This is a genomic window from Streptomyces sp. RG80 (assembly GCF_040446465.1).
Classification (GTDB): Bacteria; Actinomycetota; Actinomycetes; order Streptomycetales; family Streptomycetaceae; genus Streptomyces.
In genome coordinates this window covers 221,698-234,634 of the sequence record NZ_JBEAAJ010000011.1, presented here as the reverse complement: position 1 = coordinate 234,634, position 12,937 = coordinate 221,698, and the positions used below count along the sequence as shown (strand labels likewise).

The following is a 12,937-nucleotide window of genomic DNA, read 5'->3' as shown; positions in this document are numbered from 1 at the left end:
ATCGTCGGGTGGACAGGTCGTGGCCCTGTCCGTCTCCGGGCGTGCGTTTGCCTTTGGCGCGAGCGGCAACGCGCAGTACATGAGTCAATCGAACAGCGGCACGAATCAAGATTCCCAAGCCAAGCAGAGCGCTTCCGCCAAGGCCCGCCAGACCACGGCGAAGGCAACGGCTCCAGCCTCGAAGGCGGCAGACAAGGCGGCCGAGAAGTCCGGTGACGTGGCCTCAGCGGCCGTGGACGTGACCGAGCGTACGGCCGGAACGGGCGCGGCAGTCGTGACCAGTGCGGCGGAGCGTGTCCAAGCCGGCCGTCAGGCCGTCATCGACGCCTCGGGACAGGCCGCGGCCTTCGCCAAGACGACATGGACGTTGATCGCCCATCGCAGGATCCTCGCAGCCGGTGTCGGTGCGGGCTTGTCGGTGCTGGGTGCCACGTCATATCTCGCGGGTCGCCGCGCGGGTCGCCGTACACACGGTCCGATCACGCGTCTCACCGGCGGACGGATCTGAGGCGCAAGGCGCGCCCCGTCACTTGGCGGGGCCGCCTCGCCCGTGGAGGTGACGCGTCGGGGCCCGGTGTCAGCGTGGCGCGATGGCGGCCTCGGCCGCTGCCTTGATCCGGATACCGAACGCGTCCGCGTCCTTCCTGGCGGCTACGAGAGCCAGGCCGACGAGGAGTTTGCCGAGCCCGTGGCCCTCCAGGACGTTGAAGATGCGTACCCGGGTCCTGCCGTCGGGCAACTCCTCCAGGTCGTAGCCGCCTTCGCGGACGGCCACGCTGTTCTTCGACACCTCGGACCAGCGGATCCGTACCGGGGCCTGGAGTTCGGTGATGCGGAACTCCCTGGCGGTCTTCATTCCGGCGTCCTTGACCGTGCTCCTGAAGACCGTCCCCACAGTGGTGGGGGTGTCGGGGACCCGTTCGATCTTGAGTACCCGGGGGCTGAACTCGGGATCGTTGCGTCCGTCGGCGAGGTAGGCGAACACCTCCTCGATGGACCGGTCGATCTCAACCACCGCTTCGAACTGACCTGACATGGGGACTCCTGACCGGTCGAGCCGTGAGGACCGCGCTGCCTCCGTACCGACGGAGGCACCGCGACCCTATGGGACCCTCGGGCCGCGTGCGAGACGAACTTCGACGCCGGGCCATGGACGTCCAGTGGAGTCAAGCGAGGTCAAGTGGAGGAGTGGGGATCAAACCCCCTTCAGGACGCGCTCAAGTGCCGCCCGTCCCACGGGCCCCCAGTGCGGCTTGCCTCCGGGAAGGCCTCGGTCTCCGTTCTGGCCCATGAGCATCAGGAAGAGGCACTTCATCGCGGCCAGCCCGCGGGCGCGCCGGATCGCCTCCTCGTCTGCGTGGGCGTAGGTGTCGAAGAACCGTGAGGCCGTTCCCGCGGGCAGCAGTACCCATGCGGCGGCAAGGTCCCATGCCGGGTCGCCGGCGAACATGTCGCCGAAGTCGACGATGCCCGAGAGTGTTCCGTCGGAGACGACGACGTTCGCGGGGTGGAGGTCGCCGTGTACCCACACCGGCGGGCCCTCCCATGCCCGGGCCGAAACGGCGTCGTCCCAGACGGCCCGGACGTCGGCGGCGATGTCGTCCGGGGAGACGGCCCCGAGGAAGTACTCGAAGCCGTCCGTGTAGTTCTTGGGGTGCGCACCTCGGTCCGTTGCGATCGGAGCATCGGCGGGCGCCTCAACATGGAGCGCCCGGAGGAAACTCGCCAGCGTGTCGGCCGCGTGGGTGCCGCGGCTGATCGAGCCGTGGTCCAGCGGCTCACCGGGAACCCACGTCATCACGGTCCAGTGCTTCGGGAAGCGCTCCGACGGTTCGCCGAACCGCACCGGGGTCGGCACCGGGAGCGGCAGGCGCGGGGCCAGCACAGGGAGCCACCGCCGCTCCTTGAGCTGGAGCTCCGGGGTGGGGTCCATACGCTGCATCCGTACGGCCAACTCGTCCCCGAGACGCCACATTTGGTTCCCCCAACCGCCCGGCACCTCACGGACGGCCAGCCCCGCAAGGTCTGGATGTTGCTCCCGCAGGAGGTCGCGGACCAGGTCTGCGGTGATCTCGATCTCGGTGTCGGTCATGCGAAGTCACAGTACTGAGGAGGGCCGGTCGACGGGGGGCGAGTGTCCGAACACCTCTCGAAGGCCCGTCATCCAGACTTTGTCCTGTGTGTGGAAAAAGAAGCGCCCTACTCATGCGTAAGTACTTCCCAGTCTGGAAAATGGTTGTTACGTTCCTCTTCAACAACCTGACGGTGAAGTCGGTGGAGACAGGTGTCTGGATCCCCGGTCGTGGGTGAGGGGAGAGGAGGGATCGTGCGACGGATGACCGCTCGACCTGAGAACGCGCATCAGGCGCGGCTGCTTCGTCTGCTGCGTGACAACGGGTCCAACTCTCGTGCCCAGCTGGGTGATCTGGTGGACCTGTCCCGCTCGAAGCTGGCGGTCGAAGTGGACCGGCTGCTCGAGACGGGGCTGGTCGTCGCGGACGGGCTGGCACCGTCCCGCGGCGGTCGGCGCTCGCACAACATCCGGCTCGCGCCGACGCTGTGTTTCCTCGGTGTCGACATCGGCGCCACGTCCATCGACGTCGTCGTGACGAATGCGGAGTTGGAGGTTCTGGGGCATCTGAATCAACCGATGGATGTCCGCGAGGGCCCGGTGGCCGTCTTCGAGCAGGTCCTGTCGATGGCTGCCAAGCTCAAGGCCTCCGGTGTCGCGGAGGGTTTCGACGGCGCCGGTATCGGCGTCCCGGGACCGGTCCGTTTCCCCGAGGGCGTGCCGGTCGCGCCGCCGATCATGCCGGGCTGGGACGGGTTCCCGGTGCGCGAGGCGCTCAGTCAGGAACTGGGCTGCCCGGTCATGGTCGACAACGACGTGAACCTGATGGCGATGGGGGAGCAGCACGCGGGCGTCGCACGTTCCGTGGGTGACTTCCTCTGCGTCAAGATCGGCACCGGTATCGGGTGCGGCATCGTCGTCGGCGGTGAGGTCTACCGTGGTACGACGGGCAGTGCCGGCGACATCGGACATATTCAAGCCGTGCCCGACGGCCGGCCCTGCGCCTGCGGCAACCAGGGTTGCCTGGAAGCCCACTTCAGCGGCGCCGCGTTGGCCGGCGACGCGGAGCAGGCCGCGCGGGAGGGCCGGTCCGCACACCTCGCTGCCCGGCTGGAGACGGCCGGGCGCCTCACCGCCGAGGACGTGTCCGCTGCCGCTGCGGCAGGGGATGCGGTGGCTCTGGAGCTGATTCGGGAGGGCGGGAGGCGTCTGGGCCAGGTCATCGCCGGGCTTGTCAGTTTCTTCAACCCGGGACTGGTGGTGATCGGCGGCGGTGTGACCGGACTCGGACACACGTTGCTGGCCAGCGTCCGGACCCAGGTGTACCGGCAGTCGTTGCCGCTCGCCACGGGCAACCTGCCGATCGTGCTGGGGGAGTTGGGGCCGGCGGCCGGAGCGATCGGCGCGGCACGGCTCATCAGCGACCACGTCTTCTCGCCCGCCTGACCGCTGCCCGACCCCGTCGGCAACGGACCACCCCGGGTGCCACTACACCCCCGTGGCACCACTGCAACGTCACTGCGACCGCACCGGCGTCACCGCGCAACGAGTGTGCCTCGGCAACCCCATGGCGCCTTGGCAACCGAGTGGCGCCGTCGCGACTCCCGTAGAACCACCGCGACTCCCGTAGAACCACCGCAACACCATCGCCCGGCCGTACGCACCGCATGAAGCGCCGACGGCCGGCTCCCACCCCTACCTGGTTCCCAGGCCCGTAGGCCTGCCCTGCCCAGCTCCGCTCGCTCACGGCCCGCACCCGCCGAGGGGATTTCTCATGGCACCACCATCACCCCTGCTCACCATGTCCGGTATCACCAAGTCGTTCCCGGGCGTCCGCGCCTTGGACGGTGTGGATCTCGAGGTCCAGGCCGGGGAAGTCCATTGCCTCCTCGGGCAGAACGGAGCCGGAAAGTCCACTCTGATCAAAGTGCTCGCCGGAGCTCACCAGCCCGACAGCGGTGAGATCACCTGGCAGGGCGAGACCGTGACCCTGGGGTCGCCGATCGTCGCCATGCGCCTCGGCATCGCCACCATCTACCAGGAACTCGACCTGATCGAGGGGCTGTCCGTCGCGGAGAACGTCTTCCTCGGGCACGAGCCGACCACCGCCGGTTTCGTCGTGCGCGGCTCCGCCGCCCGTACGGCGACCGCCGAGTTGCTGGAACGACTGGGGCACGCGGAGATCGACCCGACGCGACTCGTCGGTGACCTGTCCGCGGCACAGCAGCAGATCGTCTCCATGGCCCGCGCGCTGTCCCACGAGGTCCGGTTGATCGTGATGGACGAGCCGTCCGCGGCGCTCGACCCCGAAGAGGTGGACAACCTCTTCCGGATCGTGGGTGACCTGACGGATGACGGGGTCGCCGTCATCTACATCTCCCACCGCCTCGAGGAGATCCGGCGCATCGGTGACCGGGTCACGGTCCTGAAGGAGGGCCGCTCGGTCGCGGGTGGTCTGCCCGCCGAGTCGACGCCGACCCATGAGGTCGTGTCCCTGATGACCGGGCGGAACGTGGAGTACGTCTTCCCCGAGCGCCCCGAGGCAGGGTTCGCCACGGGGAAGGAACCGGTGCTGAAGGTCGAAGGGCTCACCCGGCGAGGGGAGTTCGCGCCCGTCGATCTGGAGCTGCGGCCCGGCGAGATCGTCGGTCTGGCCGGGCTGGTCGGGTCCGGGCGCAGCGAGATCCTGGAGACGATCTACGGGGCTCGCAGGCCGGACGGCGGCCGGGTCCTCGTCGAGGGCACACCCCTGCGTCCGGGAAGCGTCCGTGCCGCCGTCCGCGCCGGCATCGGTCTGGCGCCCGAGGAACGCAAGGCGCAGGGCCTGCTGATGCTGGAGTCCGTCAGCAGCAACGTCTCGGTCTCCACCCTGTCCAGGTTCGCCCGCGCGGGCTGGATCGACCGGCGTACCGAGCGGACCGCGACGCACCAGGCGGTGCGGGAACTGTCCCTGCGCCCGGACAACCCCGACGCCGCGATCCGGACCCTGTCCGGCGGCAACCAGCAGAAGGCGGTCCTCGCCCGCTGGCTGCTGCGGGGCTGCAAGGTGCTGCTGCTGGACGAGCCGACCAGGGGCGTCGACATCGGCGCCCGGGCGGAGCTCTACGCCGTGATTCGCCGGCTGGCCGACGAGGGCCTGGCCGTACTGCTCGTGTCCAGTGAGGTGCCCGAGGTCCTGGGGCTCGCCGACCGGGTGCTCGTGCTCCGTGAAGGCAGCGTCGTGCACACGGCGGACGCCCGGGAGCTCGACGAGCACCGCGTACTCGATCTTGTGATGGAAGGGAGCCCGACACCATGACGCAGCCGGCCACCGCGCCCCAGAAGGAAGCGCCCACGTCCGCCGCCAAGTCCGCGGGGGATCAGGACAGTTCACGCCGCCCCGTTCTGCGGTGGGACGTGCGGACGCTGTCCCTGCTCGGAGTCCTCGCCGCCCTCGTCGCGGTCGGCGGGATCACCGCACCGGACGAGTTCCTGGCGACGAGCAATCTCCAACTCGTCCTCACCCAGGCGTCCGTGATCGGCGTCGTCACCGTCGGCATGACCTTCGTCATCACCAGCGGCGGCATCGACCTGTCGGTCGGCGCGATGGTGGCGCTCGCCTCGGTGTGGGCGACGACCGTGGCGACCCAGGAGTTCGGCTTCGCCGGGATCCTGTTCACCGCCGTGATCGTCGGTGTGGGCTGCGGCCTCGTGAACGGGCTGCTGATCGCCTACGGCAGGATGGTGCCGTTCATCGCGACGCTGGCCATGCTCGCCTCCGCCCGAGGCCTGGCGTTGCAGATCACGGACGGCAGCACCCAGATCGTGACCGTCGACTCCGTGCTCGATCTCGGCGCCCGGGACGCCTACATCCTCGGCATTCCGCCCCTGGTCCTGATCTTCGCCGCCGTCACCGTCATCGGCTGGCTGGTCCTCAACCGCACCACCTTCGGCCGCCGCACCGTCGCCGTCGGCGGCAACGCGGAGGCGGCGCGCCTCGCAGGCATCGACGTACGCCGCCAGCGCCTGTACCTGTACCTGCTGTCCGGACTGTGCTGCGGTATCGCCGCGTTCATGCTGATCGTGCTCGCCGGCTCCGGCCAGAACACCAACGGCAACCTCTACGAGCTCGACGCGATCGCCGCGGCCATCATCGGCGGCACCCTGCTCAGCGGCGGCCGCGGCACCATCATCGGCTCCGTCCTCGGTGTCCTGGTCTTCACCACGATCACCAACATCTTCGCCCTGAACAACCTCGAGACGGCTGTCCAGCAGATCGCGAAGGGCGCCATCATCGTCGCCGCCGTCCTGGTCCAGCGCCGCTCGATGCACGGCGACACCTGACGCGGCACAGCGCGCCGCACGCCGCCGGACGCCGTACCGCACACCGCCGGACGGCGGCCCCTGACACCGCCGTCCGGCCCCCACCTCCCCAACCGACGCACACCGCCCAGTCGAAGGGTCGATCCGCCATGGCAAGAACCCCCGCCACCAGCCGCAGAGCACTCCTGTTCGGCACCGCAGCCGTTTCCGCCGGCGCGCTGCTGACGGCCTGCACCAGCAATGAGCCCAAGAACCAGGAGAAGGCCGCGGACAACGCCGCCCCGGTCGCGGACGACAAGCCGGGCAAGGCCGTCACCATCGGCTTCGCCGGACCGCAGGCCGACCACGGCTGGCTCAACGCCATCAACGACAACGCCAAGTCCCGTGCGAAGAAGTACTCCGACGTCACGCTGGAGATCACCGAGGGGTCCAACGACACCGCCCAGCAGATCGGCCAGATCCAGACCCTGATCAACAAGAAGGTCGACGTCCTGGTGATCCTGCCGGCCGACGGCAAGGCCCTCACCCAGGTCGGCCTCCAGGCCATGAGGGCGGGCATACCCGTGGTCAACCTGGACCGTGTCTTCGCCTCCCCGCAGGCGTACCGCTGCTGGATCGGCGGCGACAACTACGGCATGGGCCTGAACGCGGGCCACTACATCGGCGAACAGCTCAAGGACACCAAGAACGCCAAGGTCGTCGAACTCGCGGGGCTCGACAATCTCGAACTGACCCAGCAGCGCACCAAGGGCTTCGACGACGCGCTGAAGAACTACCCGAACATCAAGAAGGTGGCCCGCCAAGCGGCCGACTTCACGGTGGAGTCCGGGCAGGCCAAGATGGCCCAACTGCTCCAGGCACAGTCGAAGTTCGACGCGCTGTGGAACCACGACGACGACCAGGGCGTGGGCGCGCTGCGCGCCATCGAGCAGGCCGGCCGCGACGACTTCCTGATGGTCGGCGGCGCGGGCGCCAAGTCCGCGATGGACGCCATCAAGTCCGGCGACAGCGTGCTCAAGGCGACCGTCCTGTACCCACCGACGATGGCCGCCTCCGCCATCGATCTCGCCCGGGCCCTCGGCCAGGGCAAGGGCGTCGGCGGCCTCGCCGAGTTCGAGATCCCGTCCTCACTGACCCTCTACTCGGCCGTGGTCACCAAGGACAACGTCGACCAGTACCTGCCGACCGGCTTCATCTGACCGGGCCGGGCCGCGCGCCCCGCCCACACAGCGATGAGTCACCGACACTCCGATCAGGAGGAATCCGTATGGAACAGAGGGACAGTCGGACCGCACCGCCGGTACTCGGCGTGGGCATGGTCGGCTACGCGTTCATGGGCGCCGCGCACTCACAGGGGTGGCGCACCGCTGGGCACGTGTTCGACCTGCCGCTGCGGCCGGTCATGGCCGCGATCGCCGGCCGCGACGCGCACGCCGTGCGGGCGGCGGCCGACAAGCACGGCTGGGCCGCGACGGAGACCGACTGGCGCGCCCTCATAGTCCGCGACGACGTACAGCTCGTCGACATCTGCACACCGGGCGACAGCCATGCGGAGATCGCGATCGCCGCGCTGGAGGCGGGCAAGCACGTGCTGTGCGAGAAGCCGCTGGCCAACTCGGTCGCCGAGGCGGAGGCCATGACCGCGGCCGCCGAAGCGGCCCGCGCGCGCGGGCAGTTGGCCATGGTGGGCTTCAACTACCGGCGGGTGCCCGCCCTCGCGTTCGCCCGCAGGCTCATCGCCGACGGCCGGCTCGGCACGCTGCGCCACGTCCGGGTCAGCTACCTCCAGGACTGGCTGGTCGACCCCGACTTCCCGCTGACCTGGCGGTTGCAGCGGGAGCACGCGGGGTCGGGGGCGCTCGGCGACCTCGGCGCACACATCGTCGACCTCGCGCAGTACCTGACGGGTGAGGTGCTGGTCGGTGTCTCCGCCCAGATGGAGACCTTCGTCAAGCAGCGTCCCCGCCTCGACGGTGCCTCCTCCGGCCTGACTGCTTCCGGCGGCGCCCAGCACGGTCCGGTGACGGTCGACGACGCGGCCGTCTTCACCGGTCGGCTCGTGTCGGGCGCGCTCGCCATGTTCGAGGCGAGCCGGATGGCCACGGGACGCAAGAACGCCCTACGCCTTGAGATCAACGGCGAGTCCGGCTCGCTCGCCTTCGACCTCGAGCGGCTCAACGAACTGTCCTTCCACGACCACCGGGAGCCCACCGCCACGGCGGGATTCCGCAGGATCCTCGTCACCGAGGCCGAGCACCCCTATCTGGAGGCCTGGTGGCCGCCGGGCCACGGCCTGGGCTACGAGCACACCTTCGCCCACCAGGCCCGCGACCTGGTCGAGGCCATCGCCTCCGGCACCGACCCGATGCCGTCCTTCGCCGACGGTCTCCAGGTGCAGCGGGTGCTCGCCGCGGTGGAGGAGAGCGCACAGAAGAACTCCGTCTACACCCCCGTCCAGGCCGACGAGGCCGAAGTCCGGTAGCGAGCCGGCAGAACCCCGAGCCGTCAGGAACCCCTTCGGAGGCACCATGCCACGTCCGTTCACCCTGTTCACCGGTCAATGGGCCGACCTGCCGCTGGAGGAGGTCTGCCGGCTGGCCGCCGAGTTCGGCTACGACGGGCTCGAACTCGCCTGCTGGGGCGACCACTTCGAGGTCGACAAGGCCCTCGCCGACCCGACGTACGTCAGGTCCCGCCACCAACTCCTGGAGAAGTACGGCCTGAAGTGCTGGGCGATCTCCAACCATCTCGTCGGCCAGGCCGTGTGCGACCACCCCATCGACGAACGGCACCAGGGGATCCTGCCCGCCCGCATCTGGGGCGACGGGGAGCCGGAGGGGGTACGCCGTAGGGCCGCGGCCGACATCAAGGACACGGCACGGGCCGCGGCCGCCTTCGGCGTCGACACGGTCGTCGGGTTCACCGGATCGTCGATCTGGCATCTGGTGGCGATGTTCCCTCCGGTACCGGAGCGGATGATCGAGCGCGGCTACGAGGACTTCGCCGAGCGCTGGAACCCGATCCTGGACGTGTTCGACAGCGAGGGCGTCCGTTTCGCCCACGAGGTCCACCCGAGTGAGATCGCCTACGACTACTGGACCACGCAGCGCGCCCTGGAGGCGGTGGACCACCGTCCTGCCTTCGGGCTCAACTTCGACCCCAGCCACTTCGTCTGGCAGGACCTGGACCCGGTCGGCTTCCTCTACGACTTCCGGGACCGGATCTACCACGTGGACTGCAAGGAGGCCCGCAAGCGTCTGGACGGCCGCAACGGCCGCCTGGGCTCCCATCTGCCCTGGGGCGACCCGCGGCGCGGCTGGGACTTCGTCTCCGCCGGACACGGTGACGTCCCCTGGGAGGACGTGTTCCGGATGCTGCGTTCGATCGATTACGGCGGGCCGATCTCCGTGGAGTGGGAGGACGCCGGCATGGACCGCCTCGTCGGCGCGCCGCGTGCGCTCGCCCATCTGAAGCGGTTCGACTTCGACCCGCCGTCGGCGTCCTTCGACGCCGCCTTCGCGGGCGGCGACAACTAGCGCTCCACGGCGAGGGTGTGACGTGCCGTCGGCCGATCGAAGGGGTTACCCAACTCCACTTTGTCCTGATCAAGGAAAAAGTTGGCCGTCTTCGGTGCGCAAAGGGTTCCGGTCAAGGACGAACGGGGCTACGGTCCCTTCGTGCACAGGAACCACACAGTGGTTCGAGACCGACGAGACTGACGGCGCATTCAGGTCGCACGGCGCACGGTTCGTGCGACCGGCCACGGAGGACGTCCCTGCAGGGCGCAGGGTCACCAGCCCCCAGACATCCCGCACTTCTCACTGGCGGCCCAAGGCCGCCCACGCGCACCCCGCAGCCGCGCCGAACACGGAGGAGCCCTCCGAGGCCGCGGCCGAAGCCGCCCCAATGCCGGCGGTGGGCGGGAGGCCCCGTGCCCCCGCCCGCCGTCCTCCACACCACATCGGCACCTCGACATGGCAGGGAGGCAGCCCGTGAACAACGACCAGCAGACATCGGAGCCCCAGACCGGCGGGCGGACCGCGCGCACCGGCGTCTGGTTCGTCGGAGCCCGCGGATCGGTGGCCACCACCGCCGTCGCCGGATGCGCGGCGGTCACCGCCCGACTGCATCCGCCGACCGGCATGGTCACCGAGACGCCACCGTTCGACGGCACCGGTCTGCCGCCCCTGGCCTCCCTCGTCTTCGGCGGCCACGACACCGCCCACTGCCCGCTGCCCAAGCGCGCCGAACACCTCACCGACGCGGGCGTCCTGCCGCACGGCCTCGCCCCCGCCGTACGCGCCGAACTCCAGGCCGCGGACGAGGAGATACGGCCGGGCGGCCCGCTCCCGGACGACCCCCGCGGCGACGAGGAACTCATCACGGACTTCGCCGCCGACCTCACCGACTTCCGCGTACGCAACGCACTGACACGGGTCGTCGTCGTCAACGTCTCCTCCACGGAACCGCTGCCCGCACCCGACGCCGTACGACTGCCGCCCAGCTCCCTCTACGCGGCCGCCGCCGTGCGCGCCGGCTGCCCCTACGTCAACTTCACGCCGTCCACCGGGCTGCGCACCCCGGCCCTCACGGACGCCGCCGCGGCCAAGGGACTCCCCCACGCGGGACGGGACGGCAAGACCGGCCAGACGCTGCTGCGGGCCGCGCTCGCACCGATGTTCGTCCAACGCGCCCTGGAGGTACGGGCCTGGTCGGGTACCAATCTGCTGGGCGGCGGCGACGGGGCGGCACTGGCCGACCCGGGCGCGGCCGCGGCGAAGAACGCCGGCAAGGAACGCGTCCTGGCCGAAACCCTCGGACACACCCCGCAGGGCGAGGTGCACATCGACGACGTGCCGGTACTCGGCGACTGGAAGACCGCCTGGGACCACATCGCCTTCGACGGCTTCCTCGGCTCGCGCATGATCCTCCAGACCATCTGGCAGGGCTGCGACTCGGCCCTGGCCGCACCGCTCGTACTGGACCTGGCCCGCCTGGTCGCCCGCGCCCACGAGGCGGGCCTGTCCGGGCCGTTGCCGGAACTGGGTTTCTACTTCAAGGACCCCGACGCGGGCCCCTCCGGCCTCTCGGAGCAGTTCACCGCGCTGCTGTCGTTCGCCGACCGCCTGCGGGAGGCGCAGTGACCCGACGAAAACGAGCGTCGGACCGAACCGAACCGCCTGGCGCCTGCTCGCCGTTCACCGAGCCCGAGGGCAACTCCACCCTGCGCGGAGGCGAGTAGACCATGCGCTTCCGCCACCCCGACGGCTCCACCGTCCACCTCGCCTACTGCACCAACGTCCACCCCGCCGAAACCCTCGACGGCGTCCTCGCCCAACTGCGCGACCACTGCGAGCCGGTGCGCAAGAGCCTGGGACGCGACGGCCTCGGCATCGGCCTGTGGCTCGCCAAGGACGCCGCCCACGCCCTGATCACCGATCCGGTGGCGCTCCGCGGACTGCGCGCCGAACTGGACCGGCGCGGCCTCGAAGTCGTCACCCTCAACGGCTTTCCCTACGAGGGGTTCGGCGCCGAGGAGGTCAAGTACCGCGTCTACAAGCCCGACTGGGCCGACCCCGAACGCCTCGCGCACACCACCGACCTGGCCCGGCTCCTGACCGCGCTCCTGCCGGACGACGTCACCGAGGGGACCATCTCCACCCTGCCGCTCGCCTGGCGCACCGACTTCGACGAGCACGCAGCCGCCACCGCCGGCGCGGCCCTGAGCATGCTGTCGGGACGGCTCGACGCGCTGGAGGAGCTGACCGGAAAATCGATCCGTATCGCCCTCGAGCCGGAGCCCGGGTGCACGGTGGAGACCACCGCGGACGCGATCGGACCGCTGGCCGGCCTGCCCGGCGACCGTATCGGCGTATGCGTCGACACGTGCCACCTCGCCACGTCCTTCGAGGACCCGGCAACGGCGCTGACCGCGCTCAAGGAAGCCGGCGTCACCATCCCCAAGGCGCAGCTGTCGGCGGCCCTGCACGCCGAGGAACCGTGGCGACCCGAGGTCCGCGACGCTCTCGCCGCCTTCGCCGAACCGCGCTTCCTGCACCAGACCCGCACCCTGACGCCCGGGGGAGTGCACGGCACCGACGACCTCGGCGAGGCACTGGCCGGCGCCGCCCTGCCCGACGACGCCCCCTGGCGCGCCCACTTCCACGTCCCCCTGCACGCTCCACCCGCCCCACCGCTCACCTCCACCCTGCACGTGCTCCAGGAGGCCCTGGCCCACCTGGTGGGAGGCGCTGAGCCACGCACCCGCCATCTCGAGGTCGAGACCTACACCTGGCAGGCCCTCCCGCCCGAGCTGCGCCCCCGTACCAGGAACCAGCTCGTCGACGGCATCGCCGCCGAACTGACCCTCGCCCGCGATCTGTTGACAGACCTCGGACTGAAGGAGCTGCCGTGACCTTCCGTCCGACCCCGCCGAGCGACGGCGAACGTCCGCTCGCCCCTGATCCCCACCCCCCGCGCAGTGCCCGGCCGCGTCGCGGCCACTGAAGTGAAGTCCCTTCTCCCGCGGCTCGTCGGCCTCGCCCGAGACCGCAGCCGTCAGGC

11 protein-coding genes are annotated in these 12,937 nt (G+C 70.2%); 9 read left to right on the top strand and 2 right to left on the bottom strand.

What is annotated here, in order from left to right; all coding sequences use genetic code 11:
* The first annotated feature begins 79 nt into the window (after window positions 1-79).
* Window positions 80-508 (top strand): hypothetical protein, encoded by a 429-nt coding sequence (locus tag ABKA17_RS35775; RefSeq protein ID WP_353696641.1) that lies wholly within the window; start codon window positions 80-82, stop codon window positions 506-508.
* Window positions 509-577: 69 nt separating this feature from the next.
* Here ABKA17_RS35775 and ABKA17_RS35770 read toward each other — a convergent pair whose 3' ends face one another.
* Together ABKA17_RS35770 and ABKA17_RS35765 are read right to left on the bottom strand one after the other, a co-directional pair.
* Window positions 578-1,036, bottom strand: coding sequence for an SRPBCC family protein (locus ABKA17_RS35770; protein ID WP_353696510.1), 459 nt, complete (start codon window positions 1,034-1,036; stop codon window positions 578-580).
* A gap of 159 nt (window positions 1,037-1,195) precedes the next feature.
* Window positions 1,196-2,092, bottom strand: a complete 897-nt coding sequence (locus tag ABKA17_RS35765) for an aminoglycoside phosphotransferase family protein (RefSeq protein WP_353696509.1) — start codon at window positions 2,090-2,092, stop codon at window positions 1,196-1,198.
* Window positions 2,093-2,335: 243 nt separating this feature from the next.
* On the opposite strand from ABKA17_RS35765, the gene ABKA17_RS35760 reads away from it, so the two are divergent.
* From ABKA17_RS35760 to eboE, 8 genes are all read left to right on the top strand, one after another.
* Window positions 2,336-3,517 (top strand): ROK family transcriptional regulator, encoded by a 1,182-nt coding sequence (locus ABKA17_RS35760; protein WP_353696508.1) that lies wholly within the window; start codon window positions 2,336-2,338, stop codon window positions 3,515-3,517.
* 328 nt (window positions 3,518-3,845) lie between these two features.
* Window positions 3,846-5,369 (top strand): sugar ABC transporter ATP-binding protein, encoded by a 1,524-nt coding sequence (locus ABKA17_RS35755; RefSeq protein ID WP_353696507.1) that lies wholly within the window; start codon window positions 3,846-3,848, stop codon window positions 5,367-5,369.
* Window positions 5,366-6,394, top strand: coding sequence for an ABC transporter permease (locus tag ABKA17_RS35750; protein WP_353696506.1), 1,029 nt, complete (start codon window positions 5,366-5,368; stop codon window positions 6,392-6,394). The genes ABKA17_RS35755 and ABKA17_RS35750 overlap by 4 nt, the downstream gene beginning before the upstream one ends.
* A gap of 128 nt (window positions 6,395-6,522) precedes the next feature.
* Window positions 6,523-7,572, top strand: a complete 1,050-nt coding sequence (locus ABKA17_RS35745; protein ID WP_353696505.1) for a substrate-binding domain-containing protein — start codon at window positions 6,523-6,525, stop codon at window positions 7,570-7,572.
* A gap of 68 nt (window positions 7,573-7,640) precedes the next feature.
* Window positions 7,641-8,855 carry a Gfo/Idh/MocA family protein gene (locus tag ABKA17_RS35740; protein WP_353696504.1) on the top strand — a complete coding sequence of 405 codons (1,215 nt, stop codon included), beginning with the start codon at window positions 7,641-7,643 and terminating at the stop codon, window positions 8,853-8,855.
* A gap of 46 nt (window positions 8,856-8,901) precedes the next feature.
* Window positions 8,902-9,909: a sugar phosphate isomerase/epimerase family protein gene (locus ABKA17_RS35735; RefSeq protein ID WP_353696503.1), complete on the top strand. Its 1,008-nt coding sequence runs from the start codon at window positions 8,902-8,904 to the stop codon at window positions 9,907-9,909.
* Window positions 9,910-10,365: 456 nt separating this feature from the next.
* On the top strand, window positions 10,366-11,517 hold the full coding sequence (locus ABKA17_RS35730) for an inositol-3-phosphate synthase (RefSeq protein WP_353696502.1): 1,152 nt from the start codon (window positions 10,366-10,368) through the stop codon (window positions 11,515-11,517).
* Window positions 11,518-11,618: 101 nt separating this feature from the next.
* Entirely contained in the window at window positions 11,619-12,788 is a 1,170-nt protein-coding gene (gene eboE, locus ABKA17_RS35725) for a metabolite traffic protein EboE (RefSeq protein WP_353696501.1), read from the top strand.
* The last annotated feature ends 149 nt before the right edge of the window (window positions 12,789-12,937 follow it).